This window comes from Methylobacterium oryzisoli, assembly GCF_046557895.1.
GTDB lineage: Bacteria > Pseudomonadota > Alphaproteobacteria > Rhizobiales > Beijerinckiaceae > Methylobacterium > Methylobacterium oryzisoli.
Map to the genome: position 1 here is coordinate 1 of NZ_JBKIBX010000056.1, position 21,496 is coordinate 21,496.

A 21,496-nucleotide genomic window follows, 5' to 3' on the forward strand; every position below is an offset into this window, starting at 1 on the left:
GACAGGGTTGCCGGGTGGAGCCGGGTGCCGGAGCCCCCGGCCAGCACGATCCCCTTCATCATGGTCTCCTCGGGTTCGCGGGGGCGGCGCCCTTCGTCCGCGCGCGGACGTGGGCGGCGATCTCGTCGAGGGCGCGCAGGGTCGCGGCGTCCTCGGCGGGCTGCGCCAGCGCCTTGCGCCAGGGCCGCAATTCGTCGGGCGACAGCTCCCACCAGCGCGAGGCGATGAGGCGCGCCCGGACCGCCTCCGGGACGCGGTAGCGGATCACCCGCGCGGGCGCGCCGATCACCACCGCGTAGTCGGGCACGTCGCGCGTGACCACCGCGCCCGCCCCCACCACGGCGCCGATGCCGATGCGGCGGCAGCGCGGGGTGATGACCACGTAGTCGCCGATCCAGGCATCGTGCCCCACCTCCAGGCGGGGGTGCGGCTCCGGCAGGTTGGTGAAGCAGCCGTATTCCCCCTCCTCGTAGAAGGCCGGGCTGCTGCTGATGCGGTCGGTCGGGTGGTTGAACGACCAGAAGGCGGTCTGCGCCAGGGAGACGTAGCGGCCGACGACGAGGCCCTCGCGCAGATGGCGCGTCGGGTAGAGGAGCGATCCGTACGAGTAGGCGCCGGCCACCACCCGGTTGCGCTCCCACAGCACCTCGCGCAGCGAGTAGCTCGTTGCCGACCCGCCCTCCCAGCGGCGGATCAGCCGCCAGACCCAGTTCTCCGGCAGGCGCCGCCCGAGGATCGCGAGGAGGAAGGCGAGACGCTTCGAGCGCCGCAGGCCCGGGTCGGACAGGTCGGGCCCGCGCGGGGCGGGGTGCGGCGCGGCGACGGCGTCCAGGGCGGGGTCGATCGTGGCGGGTCGCAGGGCGCGTCTCCTTCAGTTGCGGTTCGGGGCGAGGCGGGCGGGGAAGCCGGTCTCGCCGCACAGCCCCGCCCACCAGCCCGCGAGCGCCACCCGGAAATTCCGCACCGCGCCCGCCCGCACGTATTGCAGGGTCAGGAGCAGGGTCGCGGCCGCGGCGACCGGGAAGGCGTAGGGGTAGAAGCGGCGGGTGAGGAGCAGGCGGCTGCGCTCGTCGAGGAAGACCGAAATCGCCGAGCGCGACCGCCGGTCGAGGTTCGAGCCGATCGTGGCGCCGTGGTCGTGCAGCACCACCGCGTCGTGCGCGTAGCCGAGCCGGAAAGCGCCCCGGCGCAGGCACCAATCCACCTCCTCGGCGTAGAGGAAGTAATCCTCGCTCATCGGGCCGACCGCGCGCACGAAGTCGCGCGTCACGTACATGGCGGCGCCCGAGACGTAGGTCTGGCTGCGCTCGATCTCGGCCGGGTCGACCGGCGCCTCGGCGGCCGCGCCCAGTCCGATGTTGTAGCCGCGTCCGAGGAAGCGCCGCCAGCGCCCGCCATAGAGCTGGACCCGGCCGGAGCCCTTGACGATGAGGCGGCTGCCGACGATGCCGTAGCCCCCGCGCGCGGCGTGCGCCACCAGGGCGGCGAGCGCGTCCGGCGCCGGCTCGGTGTCCGGGTTGAGGATCCAGAGGGCCGACCAGTCGGGATCCGGCGCGAGGGATTCGAGGATCGCGTTGATCGCTCCCGCGTAGCCGAGGTTGCGCACCGCCCGGTGGACCACGACCTCGGCGATGGCGCCCGGCCGGGCCGGCCGGGCGAGGCGCAAGGATCGGTCGGTCGCCTCCCCTCCCCCGGCGGGCGCCGCCGCGGCGGCCGTGAAGCCGAGCCGCCCGAGGGCGGCTTCGAGCGCGTCGAAGGCCTCCGCGCCGCCGTTCTCGCAGATCGCGACCCGGCGCACCGGATGCGTCGACCGGTCGAGGCTGGCCAGGCAGTCCGCGATCGCCTCCGGGCAGCGGAAGCCGACGATGCCCACCGCCACGCCGGTCATCGCGCGGCCTCCGGCGGGCGGGCGAAGGCGAGGCGGTGCGCCTCGACGAAGCGGAAGCCGCGGATGCGCAGGAGCACGCGGGCGGCCCCGATCCGGTCGCGCCACGGCCCGACCTCGGCGGCGCGCATCGCCTTGAGGGCGTGCGGCAGGGCCGAGAGCAGGACGAGCCAGGCCCGGGCGAGCCAGGGCAGCACGCGCAGGCCGCCCGGCCGCGCCAGCAGGTAGGCCTCGCGGGTGGTGCGCCGCCACTTGCGCACGAGGTCGTCCCAGGTCCGCCGCGCGGGATGGGCCACCACGGCGCCCGGCGCGTAGGCGAGGCGGTAGCCCCGCGCGCGGGCGCGGTGGCACCAGTCCACGTCCTCCGACATCCCGTTGCGGAAGGGACCGACCGCCTCGAACACGGCGCGGCGCACGAACATGTTGGCGGTGACCGTGAAGCCCTTGCGCGCCACGTAGAGGTCGTTGCGGAAGGCGAAGACGAGTTCGAACGCCTCGACGGGCGTCGGGGCGGCGGCGTTCTCGGCCACCACCCGGACGGCGCCGCCGACCACGTCCGCGCCGTCGAGGGCCGCGAGGCCGCGGGCGAGCCAGTCGGCCTCCGGGCGGCAATCGCTGTCGAGGAAGACCAGGATGTCGCCCCGGGCCGCCGCGACGCCGGCGTTGCGCGCAGGGCCCGCCCCGCGCTCGGGCGCGTCGACCACGCGGGCGCGCCGGCCCACCGCCGTCGCCACGGCGCCGAGGCCGACGGACGAACCGTTGTCGGCCACCACGACCTCGACGCGGCCGGCGGGCAGCGTCTGGGCCGCCAGCAGGGCGAGGCAGCGGTCGAGGTTCGCCAGATCGTCGACGTGCGGGATCACCACCGAGACGAGGCCGGTCGGTGGCGCGTCACCGGATGCGTGCATGCGTGCCTCCATGATCTCAGGCAGCCCCCGCCGGCTCGCCCGCCGGCACGGTGCGGTCCGCGGGCGCCCGCATCCGCACGAGGTCGGCGGGCGAGAGCCCGCTCAGGCGCAGCGCGACCGCGTAGACGACGAGCCCGGCGAGCCCGTAGGCGACGCAGAGCCCGAACCAATGCTGGAACGGCAGGCCCGCGGCCTGCGGTGCCAGGGCCGCGAGCGCCAGGAGCGCGCCCACGGGGAAGAGCACCAGGAACCACGCGAGGCGCGGCGAGAAACCGTGCCAGCCCAGCGTGCGCCAGACGATGCCGACGAGGACCAGGCTCTCGCCCGCGGCGAGCCCGCCCACGAAGCCCGCGAGCGAGCGGTGGAGCGGGATGGTGGCGGCCGCGATCAGCACCACCCCCGCCCCGGCGATCGAGCCCCAGAGCACGAAGCGGGTCTGGCCGGCGGCGAGGCAGGGCGGGACCGGGAAGGCGAGCAGCGTCTTGATGCTGACGTCGACCGCGATGGCGCTCATCAGCGCCAGCGACGGCGTGTAGGCTGGGCCGAACACGAAGCCGATCATCGGTCGCCCGACCGCCAGGAGCGCGAGGCCGTACGCGAAGGCCGCGAGCGACAGCCACACCGCCCACTGGTCGTGGAGCCGCGCCCGCGCCGCCTCCGCCGGGGTGCGGGTGACGAAGGCCGGCAGGTAGACGCTGGTGAGGAACTTGATGAGCTGCCCGCGGGGGATGAGCGCGATGCCCATCGCGTTGTTGTAGAGGGCGAGCGCCTGGACCCCGAGCGCGCTGCCGACGAGGAGCCGGTCGCCCATGATGCTGAAGGCGTTGGCCATGCCGTTGGGGATCAGCGGGCGCCCGAACCGCTCCGCCTCGCGGGCGACCTCGCGGTTCCAGGCGAGCCGCCAGGGCCGCCGCGCCATCACCTGCGAGACCACGACGCTGACGATCGCGCCCCCGAGGATGCCCGCCAGCATGCAGCGGTAGTCGCGCACGACGAGCGCGATCCCCACCGCCACCAGCGTCCAGGCGAGCTGCGCGCCGATGACCGTCGCGGCGTCCGGCCCGAACTCGTAGGAGCGCGTCAGCTCCTTGACGCCGAGGTTCTGGAAGGCGCGGATGAGCGGCACCAGGGCGAGCGCCAGGAAGGCCCAGAGAGCGTGCCCGGCATCGAGCGACCAGACCACGAGCGGGGCCGCCGCCAGCAGGCCGAGGGCGATGAGGCCGGCGCGCAGCAGCGCCACCGCGTGCAGCGTGCCGTAGACCTCGTCGGGGTCGGTGTCGCCGTGGCCGCGCACGGCCGAGTATTGCAGGCCGATATCGGTGGCGAGTTCGGCGAAGGCCGCCACCACCGAGAGGGAGATCGCCAGACCATACTGGTCGGTTGGCAGGGTGTGCGAGAGCGCGACGTTGCGCGCGAAGGGAAACAGCATGTCGGCGAGGTTGGCCGACAGGAGTGTGGCGCCGGAGCGCAGGTGCGAGCGGGCCGCCATCAGCGCGCGCCCTCCGCGGCGGGGGCGAGCGGGGCCGCCGGCACGGGGGCCGGCCTCGCGGCGCGACGGATCAGTCCGGCGCTGCGCTCGCCCCAGGCGGCCCAGGTCAGCACGGCGCGGGCGCGGGCGAGCGTGCTCTCGCGCAGCCGCGCATAGGCGGCGGGCGAGGACCAGTGCTCCCGCACCGCCTCGACGTAGGGGCCGGGGCCGGCCTCCGGCGCGAACAGGAATCCGTTCACGCCCGGCCGCACGATCGTCGGGATGCCGCCGGTCTCGGTGGCCAGGCTCGGCAGGCCGTAGGCGCCGGCCTCGCAGAAGACGAGCCCGTAGGCCTCCTGGCGGCTCGGCACGATCAGGAAGGCGGCCCGGGCGAAGAGCTCCTGCAGGCGCCGCACCTGATCGGGGTCGCCCTTGCTGAGGAAGCCGTGGGCGACGAGGCCGGGAATGGCCGCCGCGTCGGGCGGGGGGGCGCAGCCGACGACGTGCAGTTCCGCCGCGATGCCCGCTTCGGTCAGTCCGCGCAGCACCGCGAGGGCGAGGTCGCCGCCCTTGCGCGCCCAGTCGACGCCCACGAACAGCAGGCGGCAGACGCCGTCGCGCACGAAGGGATCGCGGGCCGGCGGATCGGCGAGATTCGCCCCGAACGGCACCGTGTGGACGCGCTCGGGGCGCGCGCCGTAATCGTCGCGGGCCGAGGCCGCGGCCCAGTCGGAGGGATAGAGGGAGAGCGCGGCGCCGAGGATCACCCGGCGCTCCATCGCCTCGCCGTTGCGCACCGAGCGCGGCGAAAGACCCGAGAACCAGTCGGGGTAGTAGCCGCACATGCCCCGGAAGGTGGCGTCCGAGCAGTGGACGACCGGATGGTCGCCGACGAGCCCGGCGAGCTGCGTCGTGCTGGCCAGCCCGAACACAGCGTCGGGGCGCAGGCGGTCGAGCTGGCGGCGCAGGGCGAGCGCGTAGAGCCGCCCGAAGGCGGGCTCGCGCGCCGGGTCGGTGCGCAGGCGGCCGGCCGCCCGGCGCAGGCCCCGCTGCAGCACCTGCATGGTCGGGCTTTCCACAGGCACGACGGTCTCGAACTGCTCGCGCAGGGCGCGCAGGCAGAAGTACGGCGTGCCGCTCCAGGCGGCGGGCGTCTCGGGCGAGCCGGGGGACAGGAAGGCGATGCGCACGGCGTCTCTCTCCGGTTCAGGACCGCCCGGCCGCCGGGCTCATCGCGCCCTCGGGCGCGGCGTCGCGGGCAGCGGGATGGAATGCGGCCGGTACGGGGCGCCGCCGCGGGCCGAAGCGGTGGCGCAGGCCCGCCGCAGGCTGGGCGATGAGGCGGTAGGACAGGTAGGCGAGGCCGACCGACGCGAGCCCGGCGAGCGGGGCCACGACGAGCTTCAGGTGCAGCGGGAGCAGCGCGGCCTGCCGCACGCCGACGAGGTTCAGGCCGAGGTCGAGGGGCACGAAGTGCCAGAGGTAGGTGCCGTAGGAGAGCCGCCCGAGCCAGACCAGCGCCGGCCGTTCGAGCGCGTCGCGCACGAACCCGCCGGCCTCGCTGCCGTAGAGCGCCACGAAGCCGAGCGTGAGGGCGAGCCCCTGCACCGAGTAGCGCGCCGTGTCTCGGAACGCCGGGTTGCGCAGGCTGAGCGAGAGGAGGAGGAGGCCGGCGGCGGCGGCGAACAGCGCCCGCCCGTGCGGCCACGCCCAGCGCAGCCGCTCCGGGAACCGGCAGAAGACCACCGCGAGCCAGCAGCCGTAGGCGATGGAATCGAGGCGCGCGTCGCTCGCCTTGTAGGTCCAGTCGGGGTGGAGCGAGAGGCCCAGCACCACGACGAGGCGCCAGGCGAGCCCGAACACCAGAACGCCGCTCAAGACCGCCAGCAGCAGGCGCGGGCGCGGCCCGATCAGGATCAGGGTGAGCGGGAAGACGAGGTAGAAGTGCTCCTCGACGGCGAGCGACCACAGCATGTGCCAGCCCGCGCAGGCGTCGTAGCCGCACATGCCGACCGTGAGGTGGTAGTAGTTCGTGAAGTAGAACAGCGCGGCGAGCAGTTCGACCGGGCGGACCAGGAAGCCCTGGTACCACGCGATGGCCGCGATGATCAGCACGAAGGCGGCCATCTCGGGGGTCAGCCGCAGGGCGCGCCGGATGTAGAAGTTGCGCAGGTCGATCCCGCCGGTCCGCCGCTGCTCGCGCAGCAACAGCGTGGTGATCAGGAAGCCGCTGAGGAAGAAGAAGATCGTGACGCCGAGGCCGCCCGGCACGACGCGGCCGAAGCCGTAATGCCCGGCGAGCACGATCAGGATCGAGAGCGCCCGCACGCCGTCGAGGCCCGGGATGTGCGAGCCCTGCAGGATCGCGGGGATCGCCCCCGCCGTCGCGGCATCGGTCGCGGCCGAAGTTGTCGGCTGCTCGTTTCGGATGGGGGCGACGCTCATGCCTTGATGTACCGCTCGTGGTAGTAGGTGCTGGGTGCCTCGCCGTAGCGCTTGAGCTGCTTGAGCCGGGCCTTGTTCAGCACCGTGCCGAGCAGCCGGTCCCAGACCACGGGGGCCGAGCGCAGGGCGTCGGCCACGACCTCGCGCGAGGTCGCGCCCCACTCGATCACCAGCACGAAGGCGTCGATCGCGGAGGCGAGCGCGCGCACGTCGGTGACGGGCATCATCGGCGGCAGGTCGACGACGAGGTAGTCGTAGCGCTCGCGCGCCTCGGCCAGCAGCGCGCGCATCGCGGGCGAGCCGAGGATCTCGGTGGCGTCGCGCTGCATGCCGCCCATTGTGGCGGGCAGGAAGTCGAGGGAGAGGTCGGCGGACGGCAGCACCGCGGCGCCGAGATCCACGCCGTCGAGCGCGTCGGCGAGACCCGTGACCGCCTCCGGCGCGAGGCCGCGGGTGAGCGTCGGATTGCGCAGGTCGCCGTCGATGAGCAGGACGCGCCGGCCGCTGCGGGCGATCAGCCGGGCGAGGTTCGCCGAGACCGAGGTCTTGCCCTCTCCCGGCAGGCAGGAGACGACGCCGATGCAGCGCACGCCCCGCCCCTCGTGGGCCTGGTCGGCCGCCACCCGGATGGCGCGCAGGGTCTCGGCCCCGATCGAGAAGGGCGAGCGCAGGACATGGTCCCAGGCGAGGCCCGGCGCCGCCTTCCCGCCCGGGCCGGCCGGGTCGCCCGCCCCCTTCCGGCCGGTATCGTCGCGGGCGGCCGGGATGAAGCCCAGGCAGTCGCAGCCGACCGCCTCCGCGGCCTCGCGGCGCGTGCGCAGGCTGCGGTCGGCGAGGTCGACCGCGAAGCCGAGCAGCAGGCCGAGCGCGCCGCCGCCGACGACGCCGAGCCCCATCAGCAGGGTGCGCTTGGGCGAGAACTTCTTGGTGGGCGGGGTCGCCTCGGCGATGAGCCGCGCCTCGCTGACCGGGAAGGTCTCGCGCTGCACGGTCTGGATGTAGCGCTGGGCGTAATCCTCGTAGGCCTGCCGCGCCGTGCGGGCGGTGCTCTCCAGGTCCTGCAGCCGCACCTGATGGGCGCCGATGTCGCTGGTCTTGCGGAACTGCTCGTCGAGGCTCTGGCGCAACGCCGCCTCGCGCTTGCGGGCGATCTCGAGGTCGCTGCGGTAGACCTCCTCGATCCGCCGCAACTCGCCGCGGATCGCCTCCATCATGTTGCCGGCATCCCCCCGCAGGCGCTTGACCACCGGGTGGTCGTCGCCGAAGCGCGAGGCGAGGTCGGCCGCCCGCGACGTGGTCTCGATGTATTGCTGGCGCAGCTTGGTGATGACCTCGTTCGTCAGCGCGTCGGCCACGGCGAGGTCGGGGGTGGCGGCGCGGTTCACCGCCACCACGCGGTCGAGCTTCGCCTGCGCGGTCGCGGTGTTGCCCGCGGCCTCGGTCAGCATGGTGCTGATCGAGGCGAGCGCCTGATCATCGATGGACTTGCCGTCCGCGGTCGCGATGTTGTTCTGACGCTTGTAGGCGGCGACCGCGGCCTCGGCCCGGGTGGCCTCGCGGGCGAGATCGTCGAGCCGCTTCTTGAGCCAGCCCGCGGCCTGCTGGGTCGTGTCGCTGTTGGCCTGGATCTGGTCGCGCAGGAAGGCCTGCGCGAAGCCGTTGGCGACCCGCGCCGCCTTCTCGGGGCTCTCGGCCAGGAAGCGGACCTCCATCACGAAGGTGTTCTCGACACGGGCGGCCGAGAGGCCGCCGGCGGCGGCCTCCACGGCGGCCTGCCGGCGCTCGGCCGGGCTCGGGGCCTCGGGAGCGTCGTCGGTGATCCAGGCGGTGAGGCGCGCGAGCAGGCCCGGGCGGGTGCCGTTGAACTCCGGGTCCTCGTCGAGGGCAAGGTCGGCCACCACCGCGCGGGCGATCCGCTCGGAGCGCACCGTCTCCACGAGGCTGTCCACGCGGGCCGGGTCGAAGACCGGCTCCTGCCGGCGGCGCTCATCCTTGGTGTCGAGGACGCTGAGGCGGCGGGGATCGACCGAGATCTCGGCGCTCGCCCGGTAGAGGGGCGTCGCCGTGTAGGCGGCGACCGTGAACACGATCCCGCCGAGGAGCGCGCAGGCGAGGATCAGCGGCAGCCGGCGGCGCAGCAGCGCCAGGACCGCCCGGATCTCGTTCTGGAGCGTCGGCCCCGGCGCGCCGCGCCCCGGATAGGGAGCGAGCGCGAGATCCTGATCGATGTAGGTCATACGGGCACGGCTCCACGGGATGCGGCGCACCGGGCAGGTGCCGGGACGGTCGGGGCCACCAACCGCCCGGCGGGGCGATCGCGATCGGGGCGGGAGGGGAGCGTCACGCGGCCTCCTGACGGATGGCCGTCTCGTCGAGGTAGGCGAGGCTGCGGATCAGCACGAGGTCGTCCGCGCGCTGGAGCATCACCGGGTCGGCCCGGTTGAGCACGACGCCGACGAGCTTGCCGGCGATCCCGGGGTTCAGCGCCATGGCGTTCTGGAGATCCTCCAGGGTGGTGTGGTTCCAGCGCGTGACGAGCACGAAGGCGTCGACATGGGGCGCGAGCGCCCTCGCATCCGCGACCGGCAGCATCGGCGGCAGGTCGACGACCACGTAGCGGTAGCCCTTGCGCCCGGCATCGAGCAGGGTCTCAAGGGCGGGCGAGGTCATGCGCTCGGCGGGGTGCAGGCGGTCGCGCACGGCGCTCGACGGCAGGACGTGCAGCCCGGTGGCCTCGCGGCGGTCGATCACCTCGCGCAGCGGCACGGTGGCGTCGAGCACCTCCTGCAGGCCTTGGCCGCTCCCTTGGCCGCCGGCAGCCCCGCCGGCTTCCGCCCGCACGAGCGCGCTCAAGCGGCGGCGGCGCAGGTCGAGATCGACGAGGAGCGTCGGGCTGCCGGCCGCCGCCATCACGGAGGCGAGGTTCGAGGCCACGGTGGTGGCGCCCTCCCCGGGCAGGGCCGCGATCACGCCGAGCACGATGCCGTTGCGGCCGGGCTCCGGGGGACACTGCACGTCGGCGGCGAGCCGCACCCCGCGCAGGGCCTCCGCGAAAGCGCCGAGGGGATCGCGTGCGGCGAATTCCAGCGGACGGCCGCCCGGTACGCCCCGCCCGCTGTTTCGGGACAGCGCCGGCATCTCGCCCACCACCGCCACGCAGGGTGCGCGCACCGCCGCCTCCAGCTGCTCCCGGTCGCGCACGCGGCGGGAGGTGATCTCGCGGGCGAGCGCCACCACGCAGCCGAGGCCGAGGCCGGCCGCGAGGCCGCCCACGAGGGAGCGGAACGGGTCCGGGGAAGCCGGGCGCAGGGGTGCCGAGGCCTCGCTGACCACGCGCGCCTCGGTGACCGGGTAGGTCTGCTCCTGCGCGGCCTCGGTGAAGCGGGACATGAAGGCGTCGCGCATCGCCTTGTAGGTGTCGGCCTTGCTCTGGAGCTGGGCGAGTTCGACCCGGATCGCCTGAGCGCGGCCCGACCGGGCCGCAAGGTCTTCGAGGCCGCGGCTGATCGCCTCCTCGTTGAGCTTGGCCACGGCCGCGTCGCTGCGGGTGCCCGCCGCGAGGCGCCGGAATTCCTCGGCGATGGAGTTCTGCACCTCGCGCAGCTCCGCGCGGGCGCGCTCGACGGATTCGTGCGTCGGCCCGTAGCGGTCGGTGGCCTCGGCAATGCGCTGGCTGACCTGCGCCCGCTTCTGGCGCAGCGCCACGATGACGGTGTTGCGGAACTCGTCCGCCACCGCGCCCTGCGCGCCGTTGCGCAGGATCGCCTCGATCTGGTCGACCTTGGCCTCGGCCTGGGCGCGGTCGCTGCGGGCGGTGATCAGGCGGGTGCTGAGTTCGCCGAGCTGCTGCTCGTCCACGAACTTGCCGTCGACCAGCATGATCTCATGCTTGGCGCGGTAGGCGACCGCCGCCTTCTCGGCCTCGGACGCCTGGGCCTGGAGGTCGGCGACGCGCCGCCGGTACCAGTCGTTGGCGCTGCCGGCGGTCTCCTGCTTGGCGGCGAGCTGGTCGTTGATGTAGGCGCGGGCGATGCCGTTGGCGATCCGGGCGGACTTGTCGGCCTCCCGCGTCAGGGCGCGCACCTCGATCACGTAGGAGACGCCGACGCGCACCGCGCGCAAGCGCTTGCCCATCGTCTCGATCGCCACCCGGCGGCGCGCCTCGTCGGTCTCGGGCGCCTCCTCCGCGAGCCCCGCGAGCACGAGCAGGCGGGAAAACCCCGAGGAGGCCTCGACGAATTCGGGGTCCCGGTCGAGGCCGAGGTCGCGGACCACGGTCCCGACCACGCCGTCCGAGGTCATGATCGTCGCCTGGCTGTCGACCGCCGAGTCGTTGACCTTGTTGTTGATGGCGAGCTGGTCCTGGCCGATGTCGGCGAGGCGGCGGAAATCCACCAGGATGCGCGCGGTCGCGAGGTATTGCGGCGTCGCCACCGCGAGGTAGACGCCGCCGAGCGCGAGGCCCGCGAGCGCGAAGCCGACGATGATCCGCCAGCGCCGCCGGGCGACCGAGATCAGGTAGGTGACGTCGCCGGGATCGCTGATCCGGCGGCGGACCGTGGGTTTGGCGGAAGCGGGCGCCGCGTGGCGCGCGCCGGACGAGGCGGATCGGTCAAGCATCGGCGCGACGCACCTCCTCGGGACGAGGCCGGCGCAGCGCGGCGCCGGCGGAGCGGGTGAGACGCGCCGGGACCCGGGCGGCGAGGCCGCCCGCCATATCCTCGCCGCGCGCCGCCGGGTTGAGGTAGCGCGCCTCCGAGAGGCCGGCGCGGATGCCGATCAGGAGCGCGAACCACGCCCAGACGGTGCCCCAGAAAAACACCGTGAAGGAGATGAAGCAGAGCTGCACGAGCGCGATGGTGATGGCCTTGCGGGCCTGCGCGTGCCAGGGATCGTCGCGGCGCGGGGTGGCGCGCGGGGTCCAGACGAAGAAGGCGCTCGGCACGGAGAGCGCGAGCAGCGCCGTGCCGACGTAGCCCGCGTTGAGCGCCTGGGCGAGCCAGAGGGCGTCGACGCTCGACACCATCGTGGAGAGCCGCACCCAGTCGCGATTGCCGATGCCGAAGAAGGGCGAGGATTGCAGGTTGTAGGCGACCCATTCCCAGATCAGGAAGCGGTAGACGCCGGTCTGGGGATCGAGGGTGAACAGGTCGATGAGGGTGCGCAGCGGATCGTCGACGAGCAGCAGCAGCATCGCGAGTCCGTAGAGCATCACGCCGACGAGGGCGGTCCAGCGCCAGGTCGCATGGCAGAACAGCCGGTCGAAGGAGACGAAGGCGACGAACAGCATGAAGGCCAGGAGCGGCGCCGAGGACAGCGCCGAGAGCGCGCCCGCGAAGCAGACGGCCACTGCCGCCGCCCGCAGGGTCGGGCTGTCGAGGAGGTGGTAGAGCAGCGTCGCGCAGGTCGCGAAGAAGGTGCCGAACAGGATGGCGTGCTCGAACGACGCCCGCGCCCGCGGCAGTCCGAAGCGGTACTGCGTCATGTAGAGGGCGCCGCGGTCGACGCCGAAGACCTGGCGGGCGACGCGCGCGAAGATGTTTTCGCCCGACGCGAGATCGACCATCGCCATGAGGAGGAGGATGCCGGCCACCGCCAGGAGGACGCGCGCGAAGGGTTCGAGCCCCGCCCGGGTGCCGAACAGGCAGCGGCCCGCGAGGTAGGCGCTCAGAAACTCCACCGGGCGCAGCCCGGCGGCGCTCGCCACCGCGGCCGGCCCCTGCGTGACCACGAGCGCCAGCTCCATCCACAGGACGAGGACCAGCACGACCGCGTCGGACATCACCGGCACGAAGCCGCCGCGGGTGAGCTTGCGGGCCAGCACCGTGATGCTCCAGGGCAGGAGCACGAGCAGGGCGATGCGCAGGCTCGTGAGCACGATCCCGACCTTGATCGCCGCCTCGCTCGGGAAGAGCAGGCCGCCGAGAAGGATGATCGCGGAGAAGAACGCGGCGCGGGGCTCGGGCCGGAACCACGCGGGCGCCGCGGCGCGCAGCCGGGCGGACCGGCGCGCCGTGGGCAGGCCCGCAGGGCTCAGGGTGGTCAGGGCCGCAGCCGTCGGGGTCATTCTCACCTCAATCGGACAGGCGAACGGGACGAGGATCCGGGCGGCGGAGGATCCCCGCGCCCGGCCGGTTCCTTGTGTCTCGGCGGGCCGCCATGCGGCGGCGGGGCCGTCAGTAGGCGTCGTGCTTGAGCACCTGGACCGCGGTCATCACGATCAGCTTCAGGTCGAGCCAGACGCTCCAGCGGTTGACGTAGGCGATGTCGTGCTCCACGCGCCGCTCCATGTGGTCGACCGTGGGGGTCTCGCCGCGGCAGCCGCTGACCTGGGCCAGGCCCGTGATGCCGGGCTTGACGTGGTGGCGGAAGGCGTAGTTCGCGATCAGCCGGGTGTACTGGTCGTCGTGGGCGAGCGCGTGGGGGCGCGGGCCGACGAGGGACATGTCGCCCCGGATCACGTTGAGGAGCTGGGGCAGCTCGTCGATGCTGGAGCTGCGCAGGAAGCGGCCGACCCGGGTGATGCGGGCGTCGTCGCGCCGCGCCTGCTGGACCACCGCCCCGTCGTCGAGCGTTGTCATCGTGCGGAACTTGTAGATCCGGAAGCGGCGACCGCTGAAGCCGATCCGGGTCTGGCGAAAGAGGACCGGGCCGGGGCTGTCGAGGCGCACCGCCACCGCCACCGCCGCGAGGAGCGGCAGCAGCGCGACGAGGGCGCAGGAGGCGAAGGCGAGGTCGAACAGGCGCTTGGCCGCCTGCTCGCCGAGGCTCAGCGGGCTGCGCTGCACCTCGACGGCGGGCACCGAGCCGATCTGGGTCATCGGGTTGGCGAGCAGGCTGCGCAGCCCGTGATCGGCCACGAGGAGAACCGGCAGCGGCAGCACCCGCAGGCGCGCCAGCACCTCGTTGAGTTCGCCGAAGCGGGACCAGTTGAGGCAGATCAGGATCTGATCCACCCGCTCCGCCCGCGCCCGGCCGATCGCCGCCGCCGCGCAGGCCTCGATGTCGCCGCCCGGGAAGTCGCAGGCGATCACGTCGACGATGCGGGTGCCCGAATCCCGCAGGCGCCGCTGCAGACCCAAGCTCAGGGCCTCCCCGCGCTCGCCGATGAGCAGGACGCGCCGCTCCACCACGCGGTGCTCGCGCACCGCCCGGCGGGCCAGCGCCTGGACGCCCGCCCGGCCGGCGCAGACCGCGAGCGGGCCGGCCGCCACCAGGGTCACGAAGAAGCCGCGCGAGACATCGTTGCCGGCCTTCAGCAGGAAGGCGAGCCCCATCAGGATCGCGGCGGCGATGAACCACGTCGAGAGGATGTCGGTGACGCCGAGACCCCGCCCGGTCAGCCGCTCCAGGGCGTAGTGGCCCCGCGCGTGCATCCGGATCACGAACAGCGAGGCGAGCACGGCGCCCGCCGCGACGCAGCCGTCGATCGGCCCGAGGGTGCCGAACGCGGCCCAGTGATAGGCGGAGCCGGCGGCGGTGGCGGCCGCCAGGATCGCCAGGATGTCGCCCAGGCAGGCGGCGAGGCTGAGAAGCGGAACCGGGAGGGTGAAGGTCTGTCGCCTGTCGATCTGTTGCGGCGCATGGCGGGCATGGGCGCGATACGGTTCGAACGAGGCCACCATTGCTGAGTCCTTGCTACTGGTCCGCCCGGCTTCCTCGCGGATCCGCGACATACCGCACTGCACAACCGCTCTGGATGAGGGCGGACGTTATCGGCAAGGCTGGACCCAAGGAAGCCTAAAAATTAATCAATATCTGCCTAAAAAATAGTCATATTTGGTCTAAGTTGGTTTATTTTTCGGGGTTGACGGGGCATGCCGCTAGATCGCACCATTACTGCGGTGCGATAGAGCCACGCTCGGCAATCGATCGGACTGCCCCAGTCCACGTCACATCATGCCGTGTGCGCCGGCAAAGCTTAGCCGGTGCCACGACGACGTTCGCATCCCCAATCCCCGCGCGGAAAGAGGACTCCAGGCATGAATGTCAGTGTGTTCGGCCTCGGCTACGTCGGCACCGTTTGCTCGGCCTGCCTGGCCCATATGGGCCATCAAGTCGTCGGTGTGGATCTGAATCCAACCAAGGTCGACCTGCTCACGAGCGGCAAGGCGCCGATCGTCGAGAAGGACGTGGCCGAATACGTTGCAGACGCGGTGGCGGCCGGCAATCTGCGCGCGACGATGGATGTCGAGGAAGCGGCCCTCGACACCGACCTGTCGCTCATCTGCGTCGGAACGCCGAGCCGGCCGAATGGTTCCCTCGACACCAGGGCCGTCGAGACTGTGGCGCGCCAGATCGGCAAGGCGATCGCGGGCAAGAACGCCTACCACTCGATCGTGGTGCGCTCGACGGTGCTGCCCGGCACGGTCCGCGGCCGGGTGCTGCCGATCCTGGAGCAGGAGATCGGCGGGCAGGTCGGCGAGCGGTTCGGCCTTGCCAGCAACCCCGAATTCATGCGCGAGGGCACCGCGGTCGCGGATTTCTACGACCCGCCCAAGACGGTGATCGGCGAGGTCGACCCGGAGACCGCCGAGCGGCTCGTCGGGCTCTACGAGGGGCTGCCCGGCCCGACCTTCCGCACCTCGCTCGAGATCGCCGAGATGGCGAAGTACGCCGACAACGTCTGGCACGCCCTGAAGGTCACGTTCGGCAACGAGATCGGGGCGATCTGCAAGCAGACGGGCATCGACAGCCACGCGCTCATGGAGATGTTCTGCGCCGACGAAAAACTCAACATCTCGAAGGCCTATCTCAAGCCGGGCTTCGCCTTCGGCGGCTCGTGCCTGCCCAAGGACACCCGGGCGCTCGCCCACCACGCGCTGTCCCACGACCTCGACCTGCCGGTGATCGCCAATATCGGCCGCAGCAACCGCCAGCAGATCGAGCGCGGCACCGAATGGATCCTGGAGACCGGCGCCAAGCGGGTCGCCTTCCTGGGCTTCAGCTTCAAGGCCGGCACCGACGACCTGCGCGAGAGCCCCTACCTCGAGATCATCGAGCGGCTGATCGGCAAGGGCTGCCAGATCCGGATCTTCGACCGGAACGTCGAACTCGCGCGGCTCACGGGCGCCAACCGCAGCTACCTGTACGGCGTGATCCCGCACATCGCCGACCTGATGGTGGGCTCGCTCGACGAGGCCGTGGCGGAGGCCGAGGTGGTGGTGGTGACGGCGAAGTCGCCCGAGTACCGCGCGGTGGCCGAGCTCCTCGGGCCCGACCAGCGCATCCTCGACTTCGCGCGGCTGCCCGAGGCCGAGGCGCTCGACGACCGCTACGACGGCTTCCTGTGGTAGGCCGATGCGCAAGATCCTGATCATCGTCGAGAACCTGCCGGTCCCCTTCGACCGGCGGGTGTGGTCGGAGGCGACCGCGCTGCGCCGGGCGGGCTACGAGGTCTCGGTCATCTGCCCCACCGGCCGCGACGCGCAGGCGCGCCACGAGGTCATCGAGGGGGTCCACATCTACCGGCACCCGCTGCCGGTCGAGGGGCACGGGGCGCTCGGCTACCTCGCCGAGTACTCCGCCGCCCTGTTCTGGGAGTTCCGGCTCGCCTTCCGGGTCCTGCGCGAGCGCGGCTTCGATGCCATCCACGCCTGCAACCCGCCCGACCTGATCTTCCTCGTCGGCGGCTTCTTCAAGCTGTTCGGCAAGAAGTTCGTGTTCGACCACCACGACATCAACCCGGAGCTCTACGAGGCGAAGTTCGGGCGGCGGGACTGGGGCTGGCGGCTGATGCTGCTGTGCGAGCGCCTGACCTTCCGCACCGCCGACGTGTCGATCGCGACGAACGGGTCCTACCGGGAGATCGCGATCACCCGCGGCGGCATGGATCCCGAGCGCGTGCACGTGGTGCGCTCGGGGCCGAGCCTGGCGCGCATCCGCGAGATGCCGCCCGACCCGCACTGGCGCAAGGGCCGCGACTTCCTCGTCGGCTACGTCGGGGTGATCGGGCAGCAGGAGGGCATCGACCTGCTGCTCGACGCCGCGCGCCACGTCGTGGTGGAGCGCGGGCGCACCGACGTGCAGTTCGTGATCGTCGGCGGCGGCCCGGCGCTCGCCGAGATGGAGCGCACCTGCGCCGAGATGGGCCTGTCGGATTACGTGACGTTCACGGGCCGGGTGACCGACGAGGTGCTGTTCAGGGTCCTCTCGACGGCGGATGTCTGCGTCAACCCGGACCGGCCAAACGCCATGAACGACAAGTCCACCATGAACAAGATCATGGAGTACATGGCGCTCGCCAAGCCGATCGTGCAGTTCGACCTTACGGAAGGCCGCGTCTCGGCCGGAGCCGCCTCGCTCTACGCCCGCAACACCGAGCCGGCGGATTTCGGCGACAAGATCCTCGACCTGCTGGCCGATCCGGACCGGCGGGCCGAGATGGGCGCCTTCGGGCGGCGTCGCGTGCGCGAGGAACTGGCCTGGACCTACGAGGAGCCCAAGCTGCTGGCCGCCTACGCCCAGCTGTTCGCCGACGAGGAGGGCGCGGCCCAGCCGGCCTTCGCCGAGGCCTATTCCCCCGCCCGGCCCGGGCGGGCGCTGCCGCGCGGAGGCGACGGGCCGCGATGAGGGATGCTTCCCGGGGCCGCGTGCGCTGCAGGCGGCCCCGGGATCGCTCGCGACACCGGCATGTGACGATGGACAGACGCGTCAAAGCACCTCGATCGACCGGTCAGAGACCAACAGACAGGTGAGGACGCCGGTATAGACCGCGCCGGTGTCGAGATTGATGCGGTTGAAGCGGAAATCGGGCGCCGCCACCGGCGTGTGCCCGTGCACCACGAGGAGGCCATGATCGCGCGTGGACGACAGGAAGGGCTCGCGGATCCAGAGCAGATCCGCCTCGTCCTGCCGCGCGATCAGGCGGCCGGGACGGATGCCGGCATGGACGAACAGCATGGCGCCGATCGTGTAGGCGACCGGCAGTCCGGCCAGGAAGGCGCGGTGATGCGCGGGCAGCGCCCGGCGCAGATGCTGCTGCAGGGCCGCCAGGTCCGCCGCCGCGGGCTCCGGGTCGCGGGGCAGCGGGCAGCCGTAGGCGCGCAGGGTCGCGTCGCCCCCGCAGCCGAGCCAGGCGCGCAGGTGTTCGCGATCGTCCAGGGCGCCGAGCAGCATCGCCTCGTGGTTGCCGCGCAGGCAGACCGTCTTCCGCTCCCGTCCGCGGGCGATCAGCCGGTCGAGGACCGCAGGGCTGTCCGGACCACGGTCGACGTAGTCGCCGAGATAGATCTCCAGCGGGCGGATGCCTCTCGCATCCGCCACGGCGTCGAGGCGCGCCTGCGCGTCCGCCAGCAGATCGTCGCGGCCGTGGATGTCGCCGAACACCGCCAGGGTGCGCCCGCCGAGGGCCGGCCAATAGGCGAGGCCGCCGCGGGGCCGGCGGCGCCACTCCTCCATCAGCGAAAACTTTTGCATCAGCGAAAATTTTCGGTCCGGCCCGGTGACGCGCTTCACCGCACGATCTCCCGAACCTCCCCTGCACCGCGCCGTGCCGGGCACGGCGCCTCGCCCACCCGGCCGCCGGGCTTCTACACCAACCTGCGCCGTAGGAGGAAGCCGATCGGTCGTCCGGCGGCGTGCCTCGACGGCAGCGTTCCGGCGAGGCACCTCGCCAAGGTGACCCGGAGGAGGCTCCCCCGGGCCGCACTGGCTAGAGGCGCGGCGTCTCCAGCCGCGGGGGCTCGCGCCGCAGCACCGTCCGCAGGTAGGATTGCCGCGACCGCATCAGCGCGAGCGCATTCTCCGTCCGCCCCAGCGCCAGCAGGGCGGTGTCCCGCTTCTGCCCGCACCGCGCCAGATGCTCGATCTGGCCGAGCTGCGCGCGGCGCCGCTCCTCGTGATCGCTGATGGCGTGGCTCAGCGCCAGCATGGTCGCTTCGAACGGCTCCGGGGCGGAGCCGGCCGCTTCCGCATGGACGGCCGGGGAAAGGTCAATCGTCAAATGGTCAGGCTCCCAGGGTGCGAGTGTTCACCGAGGCGCCTTGGAACGGCGTGACGGCCGGACCGTTCCTGCGGCATCGCACCACGGCTGCGCTCGGCGCAACGCGCCCGCGGGTACGGCCTCAGGGTCCCTTCGCGCGGGCAATACCCTCCGGGTTGAGCACCGCGCTCGCGTTGCCGCCGAGATAGACGTGCCAGGCCGGGCGCGCCCGCGCTTCGGTCGCCAGGGCGTCGAGATCGGCGGCGAGGTCCGGGTCGCGCGGGCGCAGCCAGGGCAGGACCGGATCGATCCAGGCCAGCGACTGGCGGTCCTTGGTGGGGAGCTGCCGCGCGCGGGCGATGTCCTGCGCCTTGTCCGGAGCGCGGGTCTCGGCCGCCGTGAAGGCGAGCATGCGCCGGAACGCCGCCTCGCGCGCGGCATCGAGGGCGATGCCGTTGGCGTCGGCGTAGCGCACCAGCACCACGAGGGCGAGGGCCGCGAAGTGCTGGTAGAACAGGGCGCGCTCGCCCCGAGCCATCTCCTTGCGCAGGGCGCCGTTCGCGTCGACGTCGTCGAGGCCGCGCCGCAGGGCCGCGACCGCGAAGTCCCGCATGGCGGGATCGTTCAGCACCGCTCCCGCGAGGCCGACCGCGACGCCCGCCCAGTAGAGATGATTGGCCCCGTGCCGGGACCATTGGTTGTCGGCTCCGTACTCGTCCATCACCGAGCGGGCGAGCCGCGCCATCCAGGCGTGGACCGCGGCCTCGTCGGCGCCGCCGGGACCGGGGGAGACCTTCAGCACGACCGCCGCCACGTTGGCGAGGTGCCACGCCCGGGTCATCACCGCCTGGTGCCGGCCGAGTTCGTCGTTCCGCTCGGAGCCGGTGAACAGCGCGTCCCGGCGCGCCCAGGCGGCGATCTGGCCCATGGCGCAGCGGGCGAGGTCGGGATTGGCCGGCCGGCTCGCCACCGCCTGATCGGAGAGGCGGGCGAGCGCGGTCGCGAAGGCCATCAGCCGCCCGCCGCGATCCGCCTCGTGGCGCTCCCGCTCGGCGCTGACGCGCGACTGGGTCGGATCCTTCGGATCGTAGCGCGACTGCAGGCCGGCCATGTCCGCCACCGGCTCGACGGGGGTCGGGCAGGCGGCCGGACCGCCGGGCTGGCCGCGCACGGCCCGTGCCCGCTCCACCGCAAAGCCCGAGACGACGGCCGGCGAGGCGGCGCGTCCGGGCACGGCCGCACCGAGGCAGGCCAGCACGGCGAGCGGGGTCATGAGCGGGCGCATCATGCGGAGCAACTCCATGATCGGGAAAGAGGCCGGCCCGGCCGCGGCCGGGCCGGCATCCGGCGTTTCGCAAGCGACGGGAATAGATCTACCGCCCGGTCCGGCACGACGTCCACAGTTAATTTCCTGAAATTTTCGTCATGATGCAATATCGAACACGCGACACATCTTCGTCATGGATGCGTTTTGCTGCGCTTTTTGCGCGACTTGATCCTATCAATGCGAATATCAAAGGAAGGAGCCGGAGAATGACAGGTCGGACAGCGGGGGTGATGCGGGCGGCGCGGGCCGTGGCGGCGGCGGGCGCGCTGCTGGTCGGCGGCGGGGCCGCGACGGCCGCGGAGTACCGCCTCCAGGCGGGCGACGTGCTCGAATTCTCCGTGGCGGGCGTGCCGGAGATGAAGCAGCGCCTCTCGGTGAACCTCGACGGGGAGGTTTCTTTCCCGCTCATCGGCGAGGTGAAGGTGGCGGGGCAGCCGGTCGCGGCGGTGCGCGAGAAGGTGAAGACGCTGCTGCCCAACCGCAGCCTCACCATCCGCGGCCAGGACGGCAAGGAGAACCTCACGGTGATCTCCGGCGACGAGATCACCCTCGCCATCGCCGAATACCGGCCGATCTACGTCAGCGGCGACGTGGCCAAGCCCGGCGAGCAGCCCTACCGGGCGGGCCTCAGCGTGCGCCAGGCGGTGTCGCTGGCGGGCGGCTACGACCTGCAGCGCTTCCGGATGGAGAGCCCGATCCTCCAGACCGCGGAGCTGCGCGGCGAGTACCAGTCGCTCTGGGCCGATTTCGCGCGCCAGCAGGCCACGACCGCACGGCTGCGCGCGGAACTCGACGGGAAGTCCGAGTTCGACCGCAAGGCGGTGCTCGACGCGCCGCTGCCCGCCCCGGTGCTCAACCAGATCCTCGACAACGAGCAGAAGCTGCTGGCGGCCCGCAGCGGCGACTACGCGCGCGAGCGTGACCACCTGAAGCGCACCGTGAAGCTCTACGACGACCGCATCGAGGTGCTCACCGAGCAGCGCAAGAAGGAGGACGAGGGCGCCCAGCTCGATTCCAGCGAGATCGAGCGCATCAACGACCTCAACCGGCGCGGCGTGGTGCCGATCACCCGCGCCCTGGAGACCCGCCGCCTGAGCCTCCTGTCCTCCACCCGCGCGCTCCAGATCGGCGTGCAGACCGAGCAGGCGAAGAAGGACCGGCAGGACGCGGCCCGGTCGGTCGACCGCTTCGTCGACCAGCGCCGGGCGGAGGTGCTGCGCGACCTGCAGGACAACGACATCAAGCTCGCTCAGACGCGCGCGAAGCTGCAGGCGGTGGGCGAGAAGCTGCTCTACACGGGCGTCGTGCGCTCGCAGCTGGTGCGCGGCAGCGGCGGCACCCCGGACATCGCCGTCTATCGCCGGACCGACCCGGCCCAGCGCACCCGCATCGCCGCCGACGAGGAGACCGAGCTGCAGCCGGGCGACACGATCGAGGTGGCCCTCAAGGTCGAGTACGACTTCAAGCCCACGCAGTGACGCCACACCTCCCCGACACCCCGCCCCGACCCCCGGCGGGGGGGGGGGGGGGGGGGGGGGGG

Annotated in this window: 16 protein-coding genes; 3 read left to right on the forward strand and 13 right to left on the reverse strand. The window is 72.7% G+C overall.

Annotated features, from left to right (window positions below):
- Positions 1–58: 58 nt before the first annotated feature.
- The 10 genes from ACKUB9_RS30650 to ACKUB9_RS30695 form a co-directional block, all read right to left on the reverse strand.
- Positions 59–646 (reverse strand): LbetaH domain-containing protein, encoded by a 588-nt coding sequence (locus ACKUB9_RS30650; protein ID WP_407529933.1) that lies wholly within the window; start codon positions 644–646, stop codon positions 59–61.
- 225 nt (positions 647–871) lie between these two features.
- Positions 872–1,888, reverse strand: a complete 1,017-nt coding sequence (locus tag ACKUB9_RS30655) for a glycosyltransferase (RefSeq protein ID WP_407529931.1) — start codon at positions 1,886–1,888, stop codon at positions 872–874.
- Complete coding sequence (locus tag ACKUB9_RS30660; RefSeq protein WP_407529929.1) at positions 1,885–2,793, reverse strand: glycosyltransferase family 2 protein; 909 nt, start codon at positions 2,791–2,793, stop codon at positions 1,885–1,887. Before ACKUB9_RS30660 ends, ACKUB9_RS30655 begins: the two co-directional genes overlap by 4 nt.
- Before the next feature lie 16 nt (positions 2,794–2,809).
- Complete coding sequence (locus ACKUB9_RS30665; RefSeq protein ID WP_407529928.1) at positions 2,810–4,282, reverse strand: oligosaccharide flippase family protein; 1,473 nt, start codon at positions 4,280–4,282, stop codon at positions 2,810–2,812.
- Positions 4,282–5,451 (reverse strand): glycosyltransferase family 4 protein, encoded by a 1,170-nt coding sequence (locus tag ACKUB9_RS30670; protein WP_407529926.1) that lies wholly within the window; start codon positions 5,449–5,451, stop codon positions 4,282–4,284. Before ACKUB9_RS30670 ends, ACKUB9_RS30665 begins: the two co-directional genes overlap by 1 nt.
- 16 nt (positions 5,452–5,467) lie before the next feature.
- Positions 5,468–6,706: an acyltransferase family protein gene (locus ACKUB9_RS30675; protein ID WP_407529924.1), complete on the reverse strand. Its 1,239-nt coding sequence runs from the start codon at positions 6,704–6,706 to the stop codon at positions 5,468–5,470.
- Positions 6,703–8,943 carry an AAA family ATPase gene (locus tag ACKUB9_RS30680; RefSeq protein ID WP_407529922.1) on the reverse strand — a complete coding sequence of 747 codons (2,241 nt, stop codon included), beginning with the start codon at positions 8,941–8,943 and terminating at the stop codon, positions 6,703–6,705. Before ACKUB9_RS30680 ends, ACKUB9_RS30675 begins: the two co-directional genes overlap by 4 nt.
- A 103-nt stretch (positions 8,944–9,046) precedes the next feature.
- Positions 9,047–11,326: a GumC family protein gene (locus ACKUB9_RS30685; protein ID WP_407529920.1), complete on the reverse strand. Its 2,280-nt coding sequence runs from the start codon at positions 11,324–11,326 to the stop codon at positions 9,047–9,049.
- A complete protein-coding gene (locus tag ACKUB9_RS30690) occupies positions 11,319–12,773 on the reverse strand; it encodes a hypothetical protein (RefSeq protein WP_407529918.1) in 1,455 nt (484 codons plus the stop codon). Before ACKUB9_RS30690 ends, ACKUB9_RS30685 begins: the two co-directional genes overlap by 8 nt.
- Positions 12,774–12,882: 109 nt before the next feature.
- Entirely contained in the window at positions 12,883–14,331 is a 1,449-nt protein-coding gene (locus ACKUB9_RS30695) for an undecaprenyl-phosphate glucose phosphotransferase (RefSeq protein WP_407529916.1), read from the reverse strand.
- Between the two features lie 357 nt (positions 14,332–14,688).
- Between ACKUB9_RS30695 and ACKUB9_RS30700 the strand changes: the two genes are divergently transcribed.
- Both ACKUB9_RS30700 and ACKUB9_RS30705 read left to right on the forward strand, forming a co-directional pair.
- Positions 14,689–16,002: a nucleotide sugar dehydrogenase gene (locus tag ACKUB9_RS30700; RefSeq protein WP_407529914.1), complete on the forward strand. Its 1,314-nt coding sequence runs from the start codon at positions 14,689–14,691 to the stop codon at positions 16,000–16,002.
- 4 nt (positions 16,003–16,006) lie between these two features.
- Positions 16,007–17,278 (forward strand): glycosyltransferase family 4 protein, encoded by a 1,272-nt coding sequence (locus ACKUB9_RS30705; protein ID WP_407529912.1) that lies wholly within the window; start codon positions 16,007–16,009, stop codon positions 17,276–17,278.
- A gap of 81 nt (positions 17,279–17,359) precedes the next feature.
- On the opposite strand, the gene ACKUB9_RS30710 is transcribed toward ACKUB9_RS30705, so the two are convergent.
- The 3 genes from ACKUB9_RS30710 to ACKUB9_RS30720 all read right to left on the reverse strand — a co-directional run bounded on the left by ACKUB9_RS30710 (position 17,360) and on the right by ACKUB9_RS30720 (position 19,917).
- Positions 17,360–18,163: a metallophosphoesterase family protein gene (locus tag ACKUB9_RS30710; protein WP_407529911.1), complete on the reverse strand. Its 804-nt coding sequence runs from the start codon at positions 18,161–18,163 to the stop codon at positions 17,360–17,362.
- A 196-nt stretch (positions 18,164–18,359) separates the two neighbouring features.
- Positions 18,360–18,650 (reverse strand): hypothetical protein, encoded by a 291-nt coding sequence (locus tag ACKUB9_RS30715; RefSeq protein ID WP_407529909.1) that lies wholly within the window; start codon positions 18,648–18,650, stop codon positions 18,360–18,362.
- 121 nt (positions 18,651–18,771) lie between these two features.
- Positions 18,772–19,917, reverse strand: coding sequence for an alginate lyase family protein (locus ACKUB9_RS30720; protein WP_407529907.1), 1,146 nt, complete (start codon positions 19,915–19,917; stop codon positions 18,772–18,774).
- A gap of 245 nt (positions 19,918–20,162) precedes the next feature.
- Here ACKUB9_RS30720 and ACKUB9_RS30725 point away from each other — a divergent pair, with 245 nt between their 5' ends.
- A complete protein-coding gene (locus tag ACKUB9_RS30725; protein WP_407529905.1) occupies positions 20,163–21,434 on the forward strand; it encodes a polysaccharide biosynthesis/export family protein in 1,272 nt (423 codons plus the stop codon).
- Positions 21,435–21,496 lie beyond the last annotated feature (62 nt).

Bases quoted from the DNA above. Each gene is read 5' to 3' on its own strand.
- ACKUB9_RS30655 (WP_407529931.1), bottom strand. From the start codon at position 1,888: ATGACCGGCGTGGCGGTGGGCATCGTCGGCTTCCGCTGCCCGGAGGCG.
- ACKUB9_RS30660 (WP_407529929.1), bottom strand. From the start codon at position 2,793: ATGCACGCATCCGGTGACGCGCCACCGACCGGCCTCGTCTCGGTGGTG.
- ACKUB9_RS30665 (WP_407529928.1), bottom strand. From the start codon at position 4,282: ATGGCGGCCCGCTCGCACCTGCGCTCCGGCGCCACACTCCTGTCGGCC.
- ACKUB9_RS30675 (WP_407529924.1), bottom strand. From the start codon at position 6,706: ATGAGCGTCGCCCCCATCCGAAACGAGCAGCCGACAACTTCGGCCGCG.
- ACKUB9_RS30680 (WP_407529922.1), bottom strand. From the start codon at position 8,943: ATGACCTACATCGATCAGGATCTCGCGCTCGCTCCCTATCCGGGGCGC.
- ACKUB9_RS30685 (WP_407529920.1), bottom strand. From the start codon at position 11,326: ATGCTTGACCGATCCGCCTCGTCCGGCGCGCGCCACGCGGCGCCCGCT.
- ACKUB9_RS30690 (WP_407529918.1), bottom strand. From the start codon at position 12,773: ATGACCCCGACGGCTGCGGCCCTGACCACCCTGAGCCCTGCGGGCCTG.
- ACKUB9_RS30695 (WP_407529916.1), bottom strand. From the start codon at position 14,331: ATGGTGGCCTCGTTCGAACCGTATCGCGCCCATGCCCGCCATGCGCCG.
- ACKUB9_RS30700 (WP_407529914.1), top strand. From the start codon at position 14,689: ATGAATGTCAGTGTGTTCGGCCTCGGCTACGTCGGCACCGTTTGCTCG.
- ACKUB9_RS30705 (WP_407529912.1), top strand. From the start codon at position 16,007: ATGCGCAAGATCCTGATCATCGTCGAGAACCTGCCGGTCCCCTTCGAC.
- ACKUB9_RS30720 (WP_407529907.1), bottom strand. From the start codon at position 19,917: ATGATGCGCCCGCTCATGACCCCGCTCGCCGTGCTGGCCTGCCTCGGT.
- ACKUB9_RS30725 (WP_407529905.1), top strand. From the start codon at position 20,163: ATGACAGGTCGGACAGCGGGGGTGATGCGGGCGGCGCGGGCCGTGGCG.